Annotated in this window: 12 protein-coding genes; 9 read left to right on the plus strand and 3 right to left on the minus strand. The window is 73.3% G+C overall.

Annotated elements, in window-relative coordinates:
• Window positions 1–780: thiamine pyrophosphate-binding protein (locus B056_RS0125925; protein ID WP_018500628.1), on the minus strand; the 780-nt coding region annotated here is incomplete at its 3' end.
• A 715-nt stretch (window positions 781–1,495) separates the two neighbouring features.
• Here B056_RS0125925 and B056_RS0125935 point away from each other — a divergent pair.
• The 4 genes from B056_RS0125935 to B056_RS0125950 all read left to right on the plus strand — a co-directional run bounded on the left by B056_RS0125935 (window position 1,496) and on the right by B056_RS0125950 (window position 6,474).
• Window positions 1,496–2,251 carry a maleate cis-trans isomerase family protein gene (locus B056_RS0125935; RefSeq protein WP_026240161.1) on the plus strand — a complete coding sequence of 252 codons (756 nt, stop codon included), beginning with the start codon at window positions 1,496–1,498 and terminating at the stop codon, window positions 2,249–2,251.
• A gap of 29 nt (window positions 2,252–2,280) precedes the next feature.
• Window positions 2,281–4,275 (plus strand): oxidoreductase, encoded by a 1,995-nt coding sequence (locus B056_RS0125940; RefSeq protein ID WP_018504772.1) that lies wholly within the window; start codon window positions 2,281–2,283, stop codon window positions 4,273–4,275.
• A gap of 29 nt (window positions 4,276–4,304) precedes the next feature.
• Window positions 4,305–5,513 carry a CaiB/BaiF CoA transferase family protein gene (locus tag B056_RS0125945; protein WP_026240162.1) on the plus strand — a complete coding sequence of 403 codons (1,209 nt, stop codon included), beginning with the start codon at window positions 4,305–4,307 and terminating at the stop codon, window positions 5,511–5,513.
• 70 nt (window positions 5,514–5,583) lie between these two features.
• On the plus strand, window positions 5,584–6,474 hold the full coding sequence (locus tag B056_RS0125950; RefSeq protein WP_018504774.1) for a hydroxymethylglutaryl-CoA lyase: 891 nt from the start codon (window positions 5,584–5,586) through the stop codon (window positions 6,472–6,474).
• A 377-nt stretch (window positions 6,475–6,851) separates the two neighbouring features.
• On the opposite strand, the gene B056_RS46200 is transcribed toward B056_RS0125950, so the two are convergent.
• Together B056_RS46200 and B056_RS0125960 are read right to left on the minus strand one after the other, a co-directional pair.
• Window positions 6,852–7,007 (minus strand): transposase, encoded by a 156-nt coding sequence (locus B056_RS46200; RefSeq protein ID WP_084647246.1) that lies wholly within the window; start codon window positions 7,005–7,007, stop codon window positions 6,852–6,854.
• An 857-nt stretch (window positions 7,008–7,864) separates the two neighbouring features.
• A complete protein-coding gene (locus B056_RS0125960; RefSeq protein ID WP_018504776.1) occupies window positions 7,865–8,593 on the minus strand; it encodes a hypothetical protein in 729 nt (242 codons plus the stop codon).
• A 331-nt stretch (window positions 8,594–8,924) separates the two neighbouring features.
• On the opposite strand from B056_RS0125960, the gene B056_RS44780 reads away from it, so the two are divergent.
• The 5 genes from B056_RS44780 to B056_RS38020 all read left to right on the plus strand — a co-directional run bounded on the left by B056_RS44780 (window position 8,925) and on the right by B056_RS38020 (window position 18,202).
• The gene (locus B056_RS44780; protein ID WP_230203194.1) at window positions 8,925–10,472 is read left to right on the plus strand and encodes a hypothetical protein; all 1,548 of its coding nucleotides are present in this window, start codon (window positions 8,925–8,927) and stop codon (window positions 10,470–10,472) included.
• A 3-nt stretch (window positions 10,473–10,475) separates the two neighbouring features.
• Window positions 10,476–12,995, plus strand: coding sequence for a WD40 repeat domain-containing serine/threonine protein kinase (locus B056_RS0125970; RefSeq protein ID WP_018504777.1), 2,520 nt, complete (start codon window positions 10,476–10,478; stop codon window positions 12,993–12,995).
• 147 nt (window positions 12,996–13,142) lie between these two features.
• A complete protein-coding gene (locus B056_RS0125975; protein ID WP_018504778.1) occupies window positions 13,143–14,084 on the plus strand; it encodes an SDR family NAD(P)-dependent oxidoreductase in 942 nt (313 codons plus the stop codon).
• A gap of 227 nt (window positions 14,085–14,311) precedes the next feature.
• Window positions 14,312–16,816 carry a diguanylate cyclase domain-containing protein gene (locus B056_RS38010; RefSeq protein WP_230203191.1) on the plus strand — a complete coding sequence of 835 codons (2,505 nt, stop codon included), beginning with the start codon at window positions 14,312–14,314 and terminating at the stop codon, window positions 16,814–16,816.
• Window positions 16,817–16,975: 159 nt separating this feature from the next.
• On the plus strand, window positions 16,976–18,202 hold the full coding sequence (locus B056_RS38020) for a sensor domain-containing phosphodiesterase (protein ID WP_018504781.1): 1,227 nt from the start codon (window positions 16,976–16,978) through the stop codon (window positions 18,200–18,202).
• Window positions 18,203–18,235: the final 33 nt, after the last annotated feature.

Below are 18,235 nucleotides of genomic sequence, written 5' to 3' on the forward strand. Positions count from 1 at the left end.
CGCGGCGGAGAAGCCGTAGGGGAAGGTGCGGTCCTCCAGGCCCTTGATGAACGAGGTGCCCCCGGAGGTCTGGATGACCGGGCAGGCCATCGCCTCGGCCAGCGCGCGCACGGACTCCCCCGCCCGGGAGGTGTGCACCCCGTGCCCGACCAGCAGGATCGGCTGCCTGGCCGCGCGGATGTACGCCGCGGCCTCGTCGATCCGGTCCTGACCCGCGGTCTGGTCCACCAGCCGGTACGCCGCCGGCGGCAGGGGTTCCGGGACGTCGAGCTCCTCGAGGATCACGTTCGAGGGGTACTCGATGTACACCGGGCCCGGCGTGCCCGACAGGGCCTTGCGCAGACCCTGACGGATGATCTCGTCGGTCTGGTCGGGGTACTCGATGCTCGCGCTGTACTTCACCGACGGCGCGAACAGGTCGGCCTGCTGCACGAACTGGATCCGCCCCCGGCGGACCCGCTGCTCGGTGATCCGGGCCCGCTGACCACCCAGGAAGATCACCGGCGAGTTCTCGACCTTCGCGCACATCATCGCGCCGGCCAGGTTCGCGACACCCGGGCCCAGGGTGCCGATCGCCAGCGCCGCCTTCCCCGTCATCCGCGACACCGCCTCCGCCATGAACCCGGCGGACTCCTCATGGTGCGGCGACACCACGGTCCAGCCACGCTCCTGCGCGAGGTGGAACATGTGCACGAAGTTCGGGTCCGGAATACCGAAGATCGTCTTGATCCCCTCGGCCTCGAACAACTGGAGGATGCGCTCGTAAACTTTTACCGCCATATTCGCCCCTCTCGGCAATAATCGCGAATTCGCCACGGAGGCCACGGACGCCGTCATCACGGATGCCGTCAACCTGCTTCGTGCGCGCCGCGGGCGAGGTGGCCTGGACGGGCACCACGCCCGGGTCGGTCAGTCGGTTCGCGGCGACCTCGGCTGGTCGGCCCGGCCCCGGTTGTCGCCTCGCCGCCCAGCTCCGCCCGGCCGCGTGCGGCGGAGCGTCGCGTTCCAGGACACCGCGTTCCAGGGTGCCGCCATCCCGGTCGCCGTGCTGCGGGTCGCGGTGATGTAGGTCGCCGTGGTCCGGTCCGTCGAGGGCCTGCGTTGGCCATCCGAACACCGCCTCAGGGAGGAAGGGTGTATGCAATATAGGTCGGAGGACCGTTTTGTTGCAAGACTCTTGCGATGCTTCCGGGCAAAGTGTATGCAATAAGGGCCGGTTGCCGAGCCGACGCGACAGGGGGTCGCGGCTGCCGGCACCGCCGGCCGGTGACGCGCGCGGCCGGGTGACCCACACCGTCCGGCGCGGGTCGGTGCGGGCTCCGGTGACCGGTGCGGGCTCCGGTGACGAGGTCGGTGAGCTCGCCGTCCGGCGTCTCCGGCCCGGCGCGGGTCGGCCCGGCGCGTGCCACGCCGGTGGTCGCGTGCCACGCACCGCTCGCCACTCATCGCTCGCCGGGAACGGACAGAGCCGGGACTCGACGGAACGGAGCTTGTGATGACGGACGCGTTAGGCTGGCGACTGAAACTGGGTGTGGTCACGCCCTCGGTGAACACCGTCGTGCAGCCCGAGTATGACGACATGCGGCCGCGCGGAGTGACCAACCACATCGCGCGCATTCACATCCCCGACTGGGTTGTCAACAACGACGAGGACTTCGACGGGCTCGTCCGGGACATCGACCGCAATGTCGACGACGCGGTCGGGTCCGTCCTGACCTGCGACCCGGCGTGTGTCGTGCTCGGGGTCTCCATCGAGGCGGTCTACGGCGACCCGAAGGCCGGTGAGGCGATCCGGGACCGGCTGCGGGCCAAGTTCGGTGAGGATCTTCAGCTCATCCACGCCGGAGACGCGATCCCCAGCGCGCTGCGGGCGGTCGGTGTCGAGGACGGGCCCATCAGTCTGATCACCCCCTATCAGCCGTCCTCGGAGCCGCATCTGCGTTCCTTCGTGGAGAGCCGCGGCTACGAGCTGCACACCGCGGTCCACCTGCGCAGCCCCACGGCGGTGCAGATCGCGCACACCTCGGGGGAGACCCTGCGGCGCGAGCTGAAGCGGCTCGCCGCCGACCGGCCGCGGGCGATCGTCCAGTTCGGCGCGAACATGTCCATGGGCCGGATCGCCGCGGAGGCCGAGCAGTGGCTCGAGCTTCCGGTGATCTCGGTCAACACGGCGACCTACTGGTACGCGCTGCGCAGCAACGACGTCGACGACCAGGCGGAGGGCTTCGGGCAGCTCCTGGCCCACCACTGACGCCCGCGGCCGAGGCCCTGGAGGCACGAATGCCCCACGAGTACCCGACGTTGTTCTCCCCGATCGCACTGGGGCCGCGTACGGCCCGCAACCGGCTCTGGCTCGCCGCGCACGCCACCGAGTTCTCCACCGACGGCACCTTCGCCGACGCCAGCGCGGACTACTACGCCGAGCGGGCCCGCGGCGGGGTGGCCGTGATCACCATGGAGGCCATGGCGGTGCACCCGACCACCCGGCCCCGGCGCGGGGTGATCCTGGCCTACGAGGAAGCGGTGGTGGACAGCTACCGCAAGATCGCGGCCGCCGTCCAGCCGCACGGCACGCTGCTGATGGCCCAGCTGTGGCACCGCGGGCGGCAGACCGACGGCATCATCAGCCGGCTGCCCACCTGGGCGCCGAGCCCGGTGCCCGACACGGTGTACCGGGAGATCCCGCATGAGGTGACCCACCGGGAGATCGACGAGCTGGTCGCGCACTACGTCCTGGCGGCGCGGTACGCGATCCAGGGCGGTGTCGACGGCGTCGAGGTCCACGGGCTGGCGCACGGCTACCTGCTCGGCCAGTTCCTGTCCCCCGCCACGAACCACCGCACCGACGAGTACGGCGGCTCGTTCGAGGGGCGGATCCGCATCGTCCGCCGCATCGTCGAGGAGGTGCGCCAGGTCGTTCCCGCCGACCGGGTGCTCGGGATCCGGGTCAACAGCAACGACGGCCCCGGGCAGGGCCTCGACAACGCCGACTGGGTGCGCATCGCGACGGAGGTCGAGAGCTGGGGCGCCCTGGACTACATCTCCACCACCCAGGGCACCTACCTGGACCGGATGCAGATCTACGGCACCTCGGCGGCGCGGCCCGCCGGCTACGAGGTCGCCGACACCGCGAACATCACCCGCGCGGTCTCGCTGCCGGTCGTGGCCGTCGGGCGGATCACCACCCCGGAGATGGCCGAGGACATCCTCGCGAGCGGCCGGGCGCAGTTCGTCGGCATGGCCCGTCAGCTGATCGCCGATCCGCTGTGGGCGGTCAAGGCCGAGCAGGGGCGCCCGGACGACATCCGGCCCTGCGTCGGCGCGAACTGGTGCGTCGCCTCCTTCGCTCGCGGCCCGCTGGCGTGCATCCACAATCCGCAGGTCGGCCGGGAGCGGGAGTTCCGGCACGACGAGACCCGGCAGCGGCGTCGCCGGCGGGTCGCGGTCGTCGGCGGCGGTCCGGCCGGGCTGCGTGCCGCGCTGACCGCCGCCGAGCTCGGCCACGAGGTCACCCTCTTCGAGCAGGACGACACCCTCGGCGGCCAGGTCAACCTGATCGCGCGGGCACCGTCCTACCGGGAGTGGACCGGGGTGACCGACTGGCTGATCACCCAGCTGGCCCGGACCGACGTGACGGTCCAGCTCAAGCACCGGGCCACGGCCGACGAGCTGGTCGGCCGGTTCGAGGCGGTCGTGGTCGCCACCGGATCCACGCCGCTGCGCCACGGCTGGACGGCTCGCCGTCCCGAACGGTGGGCCCGGGACGCCACGGCGCTACCCGGCTCGGACCAGTGGAACGTCTACACCCCGGTGGAGATCCTCACCGGAGGCGTCGACCTGCCGAACCGGATCCTGATCGTCGACGACACCGGCGACCGCCAGGCGTTCGTCACCGCCGAGTACCTGGCCCAGCGCCGCCACGAGGTGCACGTGATCTCGCAGTACCCCCAGCTCGGGCATGCCTTCGCCGACGGTCATGATCTTCCGTTCGCGTTCGGGCAGCTGCGGCGCTCCGGGGTCACCTTCACGCCGAACGTCGAGGTGCGCGCCATCGACGAGGACACCGTCACCCTGGCCGACGTCTTCACCGGTGAGACCTCCCAGCTGTCCGACGTCGACGGTGTCGTGCTCGTTCTCGGCAACACCGTCGACGACCTGCTCGCCCGTGAGCTCGACGGCACCGGTCTCGACGTCCACCTGGTCGGCGACGCGCAGGCGCCGCGGCGCATCTTCAACGCGATCTGGGAAGCCGACACCGCGGCCCGAAAAATCTGACCGAGCCAAGTGGAAAGCTGAGGAGACCAGTGGGCAACGGAGAAGTGCACGGGCCGTTGACGGGATGCCGTGTTCTCGAGCTCGGTTCATTGATCGCCGGCCCGTTCTGCGGGCAGCTGCTGGGCGACTTCGGCGCGGAAGTCATCAAGATAGAGGACCCCGCCGGGGGCGACCCGATGCGCAACTGGGGCAGCCAGGCGCCGGGCGGACTGTCACTCACCTGGCCGATCATCGCCCGCAACAAGAAGTCCATCACCTGTGACCTGCGGGACGCCCGCGGCCAGGAACTGGTACGGCGACTCGCCGAGCACGCGGACGTGCTCGTGGAGAACTTCCGCCCCGGCACCCTGGAACGGTGGAACCTCGGGTACGACACTCTTTCGAGTATCAATCCGGGGCTCGTCCTGGTCCGGGTCACCGGCTACGGGCAGGACGGCCCGTACGCGAACCGGGCGGGCTTCGGCTCCATCGGGGAGGCGATGGGCGGCATCCGCTACACGACCGGGAATCCGGACCGCCCGCCGAGCCGCACCGGCATCTCGCTCGGCGACTCGCTGGCGGGCACGTTCGCGGCGCTCGGAACGGTCATGGCGCTGCTCAACCGGGAGCGCAGCGGTCGCGGGCAGGTCGTCGACTCCGCCATCTACGAGGCCGTGCTGGCCCTGATGGAGGCCCTGGTGCCGGAATGGGAGCTGGCCGACTTCCGGCGCGAGCGCACCGGCTCCATCCTGCCGGGGGTCGCGCCCAGCAACGTCTACACCACCGCGGACGGCGCGGAGATCCTGATCGCGGCGAACCGGGACACCATCTTCACCCGCCTCTGCGACGTCATGGGCAGCCCTGAACTGGCGACGAACCCGCACTTCGACACACACCACGGGCGCGGCGAGAATCTCGAGGAGCTCGACAAGATCATCGGCGAGTGGACCGCGACCCAGCCCTCGGAGCAGCTCCTCGACCGCCTGCACGAGGCGGGTGTCCCGGCCGGCCGGATCTACACGGCGGCCGACATGGTCACCGACGCGCACTTCAAGGCCCGCAAGGCCGTCGTCCGGCTGCTGCACGACCGCCTCGGCGAGTTCCCGATGCAGAACGTCGCGCCGCGGCTGTCCGCCACGCCGGGCGGCATCCGCTCGCTGGGCCCGGAGCTCGGCGAGCACAACGAGACCGTCTACGGCGGCCTGCTCGGCCTCAGCCCCGCCGACCGCGAACAACTCGTCGCCGACGGCATCATCTGACCGACACCAGTATCGGACCGGCACCCAGTATCCGACCGGCACCAGTCGAACCCGTGAACGGAGTAACCGCGTGGCCATCACGATCTGCGAGGTAGGCCCGCGTGACGGCCTGCAGAACGAAAAGACGCTGCTCCCGACCGAGACCAAGGTGGAGCTGATCCGGCGCGCCGTCGCCGGCGGCGTGCGCCGGATCGAGGCGACGGCGTTCGTGCACCCGAAGCGGGTGCCGCAGATGGCCGACGCCGAACAGGTGATGGCGCAGGTCCCCCGCGACGGCGGGGTCTCCTACATCGGCCTGGTCCTGAACCGGCGGGGATTCGAACGCGCCCTGCAGGCGGGCGTCGACGAGGTCAACATGGTCGTCCTCGCCACCGAGACGTTCAGCGAACGCAACCAGGGGATGACCGTCGAGGCGAGCCTGCGCGCCTGGTCGGAGATCGCGGAACTGGCCCGCCAGGCCGGCATCAGGGCGTCCGTCACGCTCTCGGCCGCGTTCGGCTGCCCGTTCGAAGGCGAGGTGAGCCCGGAGCGGGTCCGGGACCTGGCCCGACGGGTCACCGAGTCGGAACCCGCGGAGATCGCCCTGGCCGACACCATAGGTGTCGGGGTGCCCACCCAGGTCACCGAGCTGGTGGCGGCCGTCCGCGACGTCGCTCCCGGCGTCGCCCTGCGGTGCCACTTCCACAACACCCGCAACACCGGTTACGCCAACGCCGTGGCCGCGCTCGGTGCCGGTGTGGAGACGCTCGACGCCAGCGCCGGGGGCATCGGGGGCTGCCCGTTCGCCCCGGCGGCCACCGGCAACATCGCCACCGAGGACCTCGTCTACCTGCTCGACCGGATGGGCGTCCCGACCGGTGTGGATCTCCGTCAGCTCGCGGACACCGGCCGGTGGATCGGCGCGCAGCTCGGGACCGACGTGCCGGCGCTGCTCGGCCGCGCCGGCCCGTTCCCCGGCTGAGACGGGCCCGAAGCGGCAGGACGGCGATCAGTCTCTGAGGCGTTCGGTACCACTATTTTGATCATGTTCGAACCGCCGCGGAGCGCAGGCCGGGCCGTGGCCGGGGCCGTGGCGCAGCACGGGCACGCGGCCGGGATCTTCGCGCGCCGGATCCCATCGCCCGGCGATGCGTGGCGAGTGGGTGAGTTCTGGCTGTCACCGAGCCGCCGTGGTTCCTCGAAACCATGCCCGGCACCGGGCGCAGGCGGGGGTTGACGTCGACCGCCCGCCTGCGGCCCCGCCGGACGGACCCGGCCCTGCGGCTCGACGCCGGCGCCGGGTGCGCAGTTCCTGCCACACCCCGGCGGCGGCCCAACCCCCCAGGCGACGCCAGCACCTCACCCCGACACCCCGAACAAGCCCGTGGGCGACTCCCGCCAGGGCACGTCATCGCGCAGCATCCATCGGATCCCGTTCGACGCCGCCCGGTCCTCGACCGGGCGGCGTCCCGGGTAGCGGAACCGCCGTGGACGCCCCGGAGCCCGCGGTGCCAACCGCGCCCAGAGACCTCATCGCCGACCGTCTCCTGATTTTCCCCGGTCCCAGGCACCATTCGCAGACCTACCTGCCATGCCCCTGTTCGGAATACTTTGTTAAACCGGTTCTAATGGCGGAGAAGTTCGGACCGGTAATCATTCAATCGAGTAAAAACAGTCGAACTGTCCAATGGTGTCGCAAGATCTTAACCTGGCTGCCGTGCGGTGTGCCGGACCCGTCCGGCTAGCCTAATCGGGATACGCTGGGCTGTAGCGAGGGCGGTCGACGAAGTCTGAGTAGCATTCGGATCGAAAGCGAGGACCTCGCACCCTGACGTCATGTCGTCGGAGAAGGTTGAGAAGGATTGGTCGCCGGTCCGCTGGGTGGACCGCATGCTTGCGTGCGCCCGTCCGAAATATTGATCCGGCGGGAGCGGTCGTGGTGACCGCCGGCGCTTTGACTCTCAGCACGGTCGGTGTGGCCCGCGTGGCCCAAAATTATTGGCGGTGGTGTTCGAAGTGTGAGGGGCTGTGGTTCAACGGGCATCCCGGTTACGGTGCCTGTCCCGCAGGTGGCGGACACACCTTCTCCGGCAGCGGAGACTACATTCTTCCCGTGGTCTGACCGACCTCCGACCTGCGGTTCGTTTCGGGATGATTGTCGAAATTTTTCCAGGCGGATGACCGGGAACGCGAGGCGGGGAACGCCTGAAAAATGTCAAAGCGGCGTTCTCGGTGGTTCCGTGCGGTGACCCACGGCCACCGGCTGATCTTCGATGGTCGACGGGCCGCGATGATCGCCGGTGGCCGTCCCGCGTCCGTGACCGTCCCGTCGTGAAGGCTCGCCGGCAGCTGACACCCACTCCGTAGAAGGATCAGGACGAAGCCGGTTCTTCACGGGTGTGAGCACCCCCGGGCTGGGCGTGGGTCGGCAGGACGCGACCGATCCCGAAGGCGATCAGCGCCCCGCAGAGGGTGATCGCGAGGTCGGTGGGTGTCGACGGGGTCGTCAGGTGTGCCGCCGACAGCGCGAGGACCAGGAAGAGCCCCGCCACGGCGCCCGCGGGGACGAGACGCAGGCCACGCCGCCATGGTGCGGGCCCGGGGGTGTCCCGCCGTGCCGCGAGCAGGGCCGCCGCGAGCAGCAGGCCCGCGAGAGTGAACAGGCCCAGGCCGAACAGGCCGTAGGTGGAGAACAGCGAGCCGCGGACGTCGGCGTGCCCGTTCGCCGCGGCCACCGTGGCGAGGTTCGTGTCGCGGATCTCCACCGTCACCGGCAGCGAGCCGCTGGCCCGGTGGGCGAGGTCACGCAGGTCGAGATCGACCGTCCAGGTCGCCGCGCCGCGCGCCGGGACGGTCGTGCGCACCCGGGTGTCGTAGTCGAAGAAGGTCAGGCCGAGCACCGTCCCGCTCAGGCGCATCGAGTCGACCTCGAGCGCCGACCGGCCGAGGTTCTCCAGGCCCACGACGAGGCGGGTCGCGGCCGACGCGTCGAGGACGACGTCACCATCGAGCGGTCGGCCGTCGACGCTGACGGACAGCCGTGTCGTATTGTCGTTCTCCGCCCGGGCGGCGGGTGCGAAGAATACCCCGAGCCAGGTCATGCAGAGGACAAGGGCGGCGAGGAGGCGGCATTTTGGTGCCGTTGCCGGCCCGCGCGATCCGGAAATCACATCTCTCCTTCCGGCCGGTGGCTCACCGAATCGGATGTTACGCTGGCCAGGATGTCGACGGCCCCGCATCGCAATCGTATTGGGTGGGGGCGGGCACCGTTCGAGGCGGCGCACTTCCGGTGCCGCGGCGCCGTTGAACTCCACCAATGGGTGGTACCGGCGATCGCCGGCCCGCGTGCCGGGCGGGATCGCGACCGGCTTCAACAATGCTGGAAAACTGTTCCGGGGGTGGTGGATGGTGAGCGGACGACGCGCCGCTGGAATGCGCGGGAAACCGTGGGTTCTCCGCGTTCTCCTGCTCGCTTTCACCGCTCTGTTCTGCGGTGTCGTCGGTGCTGTTCCGCCCGCCGGGGGCGCGGCCGTGCCGGCCTCGGCGCTCGACACCGTCCCGCCGGCGGCCACGTCCGGCTCTGAATCGTCGGCTGGGTCGCCGGCCGAACAGCCGCCGCCCGCGCCCGCGCCGCCCGCGCCCGCGCCCGCCCCTGAGCCGTCCGCGGAGCCGGTGCCGCCGCCGACGGGTTCCGGAGCGGCGCCGCCGGCCGGCGCCACCGAACCGAACTCCGGCGGTCCGGACGTGCCCGCGGGCACGACCGGACCGGGTGGGGCCGGGGCGGGCGGCGACAGCCCGACGACCGCACCGGCCACTCCGACCGCCGTGCCCTCGTGCCCGACCGGGCCGGCGGCGCCGCGCCGGCGCGGCTGCCCGCCGGTCACCCCCAGCGCGACCGCCGCTCCCGGGGAGTCCCCCACCCCTGGCGGGACCGCCGGCCCCACGCCGAGCCCGTCCTGCGGGGCCGGCCGGGGAACCGGCTCGACGGCGGCACCGGACGGGAACTGCGGCGGCACCGTCGTCTGCCCGAGGCTGGGCCGCCCGTTCGACGCGCTGCCCCTGCCCGGCTGCCCGCCGGTCGACCACCCGACCGGCAGCCCCTCCGGTGGTGGCGGGACGGGCGGTGGTGGCGGGACGGGCGGTGGTGGCGGGGCGAACGGTGGTGGCGGGGCGAACGGTGACGGGACGAACGGTGGCGGTGGTGGCGGGGCGCCGGTCGTGCGTTGTGCCGACGGCTCGTGGGCCCGGACGGCCGGCGACTGCCCGATCCGGCGCGTCCAGTGCCCGGACAGCCCGGTCAGCGTGGCCGTGGGGGAGCCGTGCCCGAAGCCGGCACCGGCCCGGCCCGCGCCGGTCGCCTGCTGGGACGGCTCCACCGCGCCCAGCACCGCCGCCTGCCCGCCCGGTCGCACGTCCTGCCCGGGCGGTGTCACCGTCCCGCTCGGGAGCCGGTGCGCCGAGCCGGTCGAGGCGGCGAAGTGCCCGCCGGGCACGGTGCGTGTCCTCGGCGCCTGCGCCCCGGTCGCCCGGCCCGGCTCGCCGCCACCGCCGCCCGGGGTCCCGGTCGCGCGCGAGCCCGTACCCGGGGAGCTGCGCTTCGACCGGTACGCTCTGGCCGCCGGTGACCTCCTCTACGCCCAGGGTGCCGGCTGCGCCCCGGGCGCGGAGACGACCCTGACCGCCGACGGCGAGCTCGTCGGGCGCACCGTCGCCGACCAGGACGGGCGTTTCGAGACCGTGGTGCGTTTCGCGAGCTTCCGTCCCGGCCACCGGCAGGTTGTCGCGGACTGCGGGGCCCACCTCGCCTCCGGCGTCGACATGATGCTGGTCTCCGCGGACACGAGTGCCTCCGTCCCGTCGGTGGCGCTGCCGTTCCTGCTCGCGTTCGGGTCCCTCGCCGTCCACCGCCAGACGGCCCCCCTGCGTGGCCGTCGCCCCCGGCGGCGGCAGCTGCACGGCCCCCGGCGGCGGCAGTCGTAGCGGGTGACGGTGAGCTCGTCCAGCCTCGGTGAAGCCGACGGGTTCGACGGCACCGATCCGGTGCGGGTCGGGCCGTACCGGCTGCTGCGCCGTCTCGGGGCGGGCGGCATGGGCACCGTCTATCTCGGGGTGAACGGCTCCGGGCGGCAGGTGGCCGTCAAGCTCGTCCGACCCGACCTGGCGCGGGTCGCCGAGTTCCGGGAGCGGCTGAAGCGGGAGGCGGACAGCGCCCGGCGGGTCGCCCGGTTCTGCACCGCGGCGGTGCTCGACGTGAACGTCACCGCCGACGTGCCCTACCTGGTCACCGAGTTCGTGGACGGCCCGACCCTGGCCGAGGTGGTCCGTGAGCGCGGGCCGCTGCACCCCGCCGAGCTGCACCAGCTCGCCGCCAGCATGGCGACCGCGCTGATGGCGATCCACCGCGCCGGCATCGTCCACCGCGACCTCAAGCCCAGCAACATCGTGCTCTCCCGGCTCGGCCCGAAGGTCATCGACTTCGGGATCGCCCGCGCGCTCGACACGGCGTCCGTGCTGAGCGGGGAGTATCCGGTCGGCACCCCCGCGCTGATGGCCCCCGAGCAGGCCCGCGGGGACACGATCACCTCCGCGGCGGACGTCTTCGCCTGGGGCGGGGTGATCGTGTACGCCGGCACCGGCCGCTATCCCTTCGGCACCGGCCCGGCGGCGGCCCTGCTCTACCGCACGGTCAACGACACCCCCGCCCTCGACGGCTTCGAGGACTCGCTGCGCCCGCTGGTCGAGGACGCGATGCGCAAGGCCCCGGCCGACCGACCCACCGCCGAGCAGCTCTACGCCCGGCTGCTCGACATGCGCGTGGACGAGGCCGAGCTGCCCCTGGGACTCCCGCTCGCCGAGGTCGCCGCGCTCGTCCAACCGGTCGCGCCCGGGACACCCCGGACGCCGGGAACACCCGGAACACCCGGAACGCCCGCGCCGCCGGGAACGCCCGGGAACCCGTCGTCGCCGTCGCTGTCCTCGGCGTCGGTGGAGACGCAGGCCGTCCCGCCGACCCCGGTGACCGTCCTGTCCCCGCACAGCTCGCCGGCGCCGGCCACGACCGGCCCGGCCGCGACGACCGGCCGGGCCAAGGCGTCCGGGCGGCCGGAGGCGGGCGCCCGGGCCCGAGCGGCGGGCCGAGCCGAATCGGCGGGGCGGGGCGGGGCGGCGGGGCGGGTCGGAACGGATGGCCGCAACCGGAACCGGAGCGGGCCGAGGCGAGGCGGATGGCGCGGGAGGGCACTGCTCGCGGCGATCCTGGCCGCGGTCATCGCGACGGTCACGCTCGTCGTGGTCGACAACCGGGGCGCGCCGAGCCCGACCGGCGTCCCCGAGCAGGCCGCGGCCCGGGCACTGCGGCTGCAGCTGCAGGACCGTCCGCTCGCCCGCCGGCTCGCGCTCGCGGCCTACCACGCCGCGCCGGAGTCGACATCCACCCGCAACGCGGTGATCGGCCTGTTCGCGGCGGACATCGACCCGGTGGTGGCGTCGCTGGGCGGCCACGTCCTGAGCGCCGCCCTGCGTCCCGACGGCCGGCTGCTCGCCGCCGGGACGGAAGCCGGGACGATCGAGCTCTGGGATCTCACCGACCTCGCCCGCCCCGTCCACGCCGGCACCGTCGCCGGGGTCGGTGACTGGGTCTACTCGGTGGCCTTCAACCCGGGCGGGAACCTGCTCGCGGCCGGGGTCGGCGACGGGTCCGTCCGGCTGTGGGACGTCACCGACCCCGCCCGCGTCGGCGCGCTCGCCACCCTCGCGTTCCACCGGGACCGGGTGCGGTCCGTCGCGTTCGCCCCGGACGGCGCCACCCTCGCCTCCGGCGGCGACGACGGCCAGGTCGGCCTGTGGGCGGTGACCGACCCCTCCCGCCCGCAGCGGCGGTCGGCGACCGACGGCGCCGTCGCCGGGATCCGCTCGGTCGCGTTCTCCCCACGCGGCGGCCTGCTGGCCCTCGCCGGCGACGACGGCTCCGTCCGGCTGTGGAACGTGACCGACCCGGCCCGGCCCGCCACCAGCTCCACCCTGCGCGGCACCGGCCGCACGGTGCGGTCCGTGGCGTTCTCCGTCGACGGCTCGACCCTCGCCGCCGGCGGCATCGACGGCGCCGTGCGCACCTGGCGGGTCGGCGGCCCGGGACCGGTCGTCGACCTGGGCTCCACCCCCGGTGGCGTCGGCGGGGTGACCAGCGTCGCCTTCGGCCCGCAGGGCAAGATCCTGGTCACGGCCAGCGAGGACGAGACCGTCCGGCTCACCGACGTCTCCGCCCCGGCGGACCCCGTCGCGCTCACCGACCTGCGTGGGCACACGAAGGCGGTGAGCGCGGCGATGTTCGTCCCCGGCGGGCGGACCGTCGTGTCGGCCGGCGGTGACGGCTCCGTCCGGCTGTGGACGGTCGACCCGGCGGTGCTCACCCGCGACGCCTGCGCCGACCCGGCGAACCGGATCGGCGCCAAGGAGTGGCACGCCAACTTCCCGGACACGCCCTACGACCCGCCCTGCTCCTGAGGTGTGCCGGCGGGTGTCGGAACCGGCCCCGCGGATGGCGGTAGCGTCCGCCGTGGACCAGATGGTGGGCTACCTGGGCTAACTGGGCCATACGGGCGCGGATCGGGTGTGGGCCGCACGGTCGGATCACCCGGGAATGGAGAGATCATGGCGACACCCGGGCGGATCATCACACCGTTCACCGCCGAGTCGACCGCGGCGGAGGTCGCGGTCGGAGTCGATCTCGGTGGCCGCCGGGTCGTGGTGACCGGCGCGTCGTCCGGCATCGGGGTCGAGACGGCCCGGGTGCTGGCCGGGGCCGGCGCCGAGGTCACCCTCGCGGTCCGTGACGTCGCGGCGGGCCGGCGGACCGCCGACGACATCGTCGCCGGCACGGGCAACAAGGAGATCCACGTGGCGCCGCTGGATCTCGCCGACCGGGCGTCGGTCGCCGCGTTCGTCGCCGGCTGGGACGGCCCGCTGCACATCCTGGTCAACAACGCCGGAGTGATGGCCACCCCCGAGCTGCGCACGCCGGAGGGCTGGGAGCTGCAGTTCGCGACCAACCACCTCGGTCACTTCGCGGTGGCCTCCGGCCTGCGCGGCGCGCTCGCGGCGGCCGGGGGCGCGCGGGTGGTGTCGGTCAGCTCGGCCGCGCACCTGCGGTCGCCGGTGGTCTTCACCGACATCCACTTCCGCGAGCGGGCCTACGACCCGTGGCTGGCGTACGGCCAGTCCAAGACGGCGAACGTGCTGTTCGCCGTCGAGGCGACCAGGCGCTGGGCCGGGGACGGCATCACCGTGAACGCGCTGATGCCGGGGGCGATCGTCACCGGGCTGCAGCGGCACGTCGACGCCGGAGAGCTCGACCGGCTGCGCGGCGGGAGCAGCACCCCGGCGACGCCGTGGAAGTCCGTCGAGCAGGGCGCCGCGACGTCGGTGCTGCTCGCGACCTCGCCGCTGCTGGACGGGATCGGCGGCCGGTACTTCGAGGACTGCAACGAGGCGCTCCCGAACACGCCGGGTGCCCGGGGTGGCGTGGCCGCCTACGCCCTCGACCCCGCGGCCGCGGCCCGGCTCTGGGACGTCACCGTCGACACGCTCGGCTGAGCGATCACCGCGGAGCCTCCACCGCGGACCGCCCGCCCCGACCGATCGCCCACGTGGCGCGGTCCACACGGCGAGGTGCGCGGCGCCGCGCACATCCTGTCACCTTCCGTAGCGAGCCGGATATTCCGGCCCGGCGCGGGGCAGGAGAGGAGGGGATGGGCCACGGCCCGGCGACGACGCCGGTCACGCGGCCTGGAGGCGGTGAGCGCGTGATGTCGGAGGCGTCCGTGCCGCCAGCGAGGCAGTCGCGGACGGCGCCGCGTCAGGCGGCGGCCGGCGGCGGGTGTTTCTGGCCGGCGGCGGTGGTCAGCGTGCTGCTGGTCGTCGGCTCGGCGGTCGCCGCGGTCGCCCTGCCCGCCCGGGCGGCGCTGCTCACCGTTCGGGTGATCATGCTCTTCTGTCTGGTGCTGGGTGGCGGGACCTGTGTGGTCACCGGCCTGCGCCGCCGCGGCGCGGAACGCGCGTGGCGGCTGCTGATCGCCGCGATGGTGCTGGGCATCGCCGCCGGAGCGACGGAGATGTTCCCGGCCGTGGTCAGCCGCGGGCCACCGGTGCCCAGGCAGGACGCGTCGTCGCTCGCCTACCTCGTCCCGCAGGCGTTCGGGCTGGCCGGAGTGCTGTGCTATCCGACCGACCCGTTCGACCTGTCGCTGCGGCCGTCGGGCCGGGGCCGGGACCGCCGCTGGTATGTGATCACGGTCCTGGACGGCCTGATCGTGGCCGGCGCGGTGACGCTGCTGGCCTGGATCGCCGTCCTGGAGGACGCGATCGCGGCGCGGGGGCCGCTGGGTGAAGGGCCCATCTACTCGCTCGTCCTGACCGCCACCACCCTGATCGTCGCCGTGGCGGTGATCCTGGTCGCGGTGTTCCGCCAGCCGCGGTCCGGTGGCGGCCTGAACCTGCTGGTCATGGGCCTGCTCACGGTCACGGCCTCGATCACCTGTTACATGGCGGTGGTGGTCCGCGGCGGGACGGACGTCCCGCGGCTGCTGGACCTGCTGCTGATCGCCGGGCCGCTGCTGGTCGGGCTCGCGGCGCTGGCACCGGACGCGTCCCGGCCGGGGCGAGCCGCCGAGGCGGACGGCGGCGAGATGTTCGCCTCCCGGCGCCGGCGCCGGCGCCGGCGCTGGCACGCCATGCTGCCGTATCTGCCGCTGGCCGCGGCTGGCATCGCGACGCTGCTGGAGATCTCCGGGGAGGACATCGCCCAGCAGGAGGAGCTGTGGGGGCTGCTCGGCCTGTTGCTGATCGCGCTGCTGCGGCAGATGGCCACGATGAGCGACAACATCCGCCTCCTCGGCCAGGTGGAGGAGAAGCAGCATCAGCTCCGCTACCAGGCTTTCCACGATCCGCTCACCGGGCTCGCGAACCGGGCCCTGTTCACCGAGCGGCTCGAGGGAGCGCTGCGCCGCGGTCGTGACCCGGGCACCGGACGGCTCGCGGTGCTGTTCTGCGACCTGGACGGGTTCAAGCGGGTCAACGACGAGTTCGGGCACGCCGCCGGGGACGACCTGCTGCGGGTGACCGCCCGCCGGCTGGCCGGGTGCGTGCGGCCGGCGGACACGGTCGCCCGGCTCGGCGGCGACGAGTTCGCGATCCTGCTGGACCCCGACCCCGACCCCGACCGCGACACCGACGCCGACGATCCCGGATCGGTCGGGCGGCGCATCGCCGCCGCGGTGCGGGCGCCCATCCGGCTCGCCGACACGACGGTCACCGTCGCGGCCAGCACCGGTCTCGTCGTCGTCGACCCGGCCGGCGGGCCCGTCACCGCGGACGCCCTGCTGCACCGCGCCGACCTGGCCATGTACGCGGCGAAGGCACAGGGCGACGGGCAGCCGACGGCCTATACCCCCGACCTCGCCGTGCCGCGCTCGCGCTCGCGCCTGAGCCCAGGCGCGGCACGGCGGGCCGCGCTGGACGCGGCGGCCCACGGTGAGCCCTCCGACGGCCGGCTCGCCGTGACCTACCGGCCCATCGTCGACCTCGCCACCGCCACCCCGGTGGCCCACGAGGCCCGGCTCGCCTGGGTGCACTCCGACCTCGGTACCACCCAGCTGCTCCCCGCCGACGACGTGCTCGGCCTGGCGCCGGCCCTGGACCGGATCCTGCTGCGCGCCGCCTGCCGGGCGCGGGGGCCGGGCCGCCCGCTGCCGGTGCACGTGACGATCTCCGCCCGCCGGGCGGCCCAGCCGACCCTCGTCGACGACGTCGCCGCCGCGCTGCGGGCGGCGGATCTCCCGCCCGCCGACCTCGTCCTGCAGATCCGCCCCACCGCGCGCGCCGCCGGCCCGGGCCCACGAACGGACCCGACCGGTCTCGGCGACGTCGTCGGCCGCGTCCGGGCCAGCGGGGTCCGGATCGGGCTCGCCGAGATCGGGGCACCGGACACCCTGATCGACGTCGCCCTCGACATTCTCGGCAGCGCCCCGGTGGATGTGATCACCGTCCATCCCGACCTCACCACGGCCTGGACGGCGCCCGGCCGTGGTGAGGTCGCCGCGGCCCTGGCCCGCACCGGCCTCGCCACCCTGATCGGTCTCGGCATCACCGTGATCGCCGACGGGGTCGACAGCCCGGCCACCGCGGCCCGCCTGCGGGAGCGCGGCTGCCAACTCGCCTTCGGTGATCCGTGCGGGCGTTCGCTGCTGTCGGACCCGCTCGCGGTCGTCACCGAGGCCGACCACCGCGACTCCGAGGACCGTCATGCCGACCGGTGTCGATCGCCGTGACGGCGGGGCTGGTCCCGGCCCGCCGTCACGCCCGCCATCCCGGCGACCTGACTGAACGGTGACAGCTCCTCCGTGTACGGAAGGATCGCGCCGCCGAGGGCATTCTGCTTGACGGAGGTGTGAGGCATGGCCATAAGTTCCGGATCGGCACGGAGAATCATGCTGCCGGCCCGCGGCCCGGTCGTGGATGTCCCTGAGCCGGACATGGCGGTCGTCGAGCTGCTGCGGATGCTGCGCCGCGCGATGGGAATGGACGTCGCCTGGCTGTCGCAGATACGGGGAGATGTACAGATACTGCGGGTGCTGGACGGTGACTACGCGTCGTTCGGGCTCATGCCCGGAAGCACCATCCGGGCCGAAGGCGGGTATTTCGCGCGGATTCTTTCGGGCGAGCTGCCCTCCATGATCGTGGACAGCCGGCGGGACGTCCGCACGGCCGGTCTCGCCGCCACCGCCGAGCTGGGGCTGGGCGCCTACGCGGCGACCCCGGTCATCACCCGGGACGGCGGTGTGTACGGGATGCTCGGCTGCCTGAGCCACGAGTCGCGCCCGTGGCTGCGCTCCCGGGACGGGCGCTTCATGCGGCTGCTCGCCGAGGTGCTCGCCGACTCGGTGTCCGACCTGCAGCGGGTGTGGGAGGGACGCAACACGGTGTGGGAGCGGGTCAGCCGCGTCATCGACTCGGGCGGCCCGGAGATCGTCTTTCAGCCGATCTTCGACCTGCGGCGTGACGAGATCGTCGGGGTGGAGGCGCTGTCGCGCTTCCCCGGCAGCGGGCGCGACCCGGAGGGCTGGTTCGCCGACGCCACCGCGATCGGGCTGGGGGTCGAGCTCGAGCTGGTCGCCGCCCGGTCGGCGATGGCCGCGCTGCCGCGCATCCCGGCCGGGCTGGATCTCGCGGTGAACATCTCGCCACGCACCGTGATCGCCGGCCTGCCGCGGCTGCTGTCCGAGGTCGACGCGGACCGGGTCCTCGTCGAGATCACCGAGCACGACCGGCTCGAGGACACCCCCGGCGCGCTGGCGGGCATCGCCGCGCTGCGCGGACTCGGGGCGCGCATCGCCGCGGACGACGTCGGCGCCGGCTACTCCGGGCTGGCGCAGCTCATCGAGCTGCGCCCGGACGTCATCAAGGTCGACCGGCGGCTCACCCACGGCATCGACACCGATCCCGCCCGGCGCGCGGTCGCCGCCGGGCTGGTCCGGGTGACCGAGGAGATCGGCGGCGTCGTGCTCGCCGAGGGCATCGAGACCGTCGCCGAACGCCGGACGGTGGCCGCCACCAACATCGATCACGGCCAGGGCGACGGGCTCGCCCCGCCGGCCCCACTGGCGCACCTGCCGTGCGCCGGCCGGTTGGCCCGGGCCGGACCGCGCCGGAAGTGACCCCTTGGCGGCGGACCACGCGAAACGCTGGAG

Source organism: Parafrankia discariae, assembly GCF_000373365.1.
Taxonomy (GTDB): Bacteria; Actinomycetota; Actinomycetes; order Frankiales; family Frankiaceae; genus Parafrankia; species Parafrankia discariae.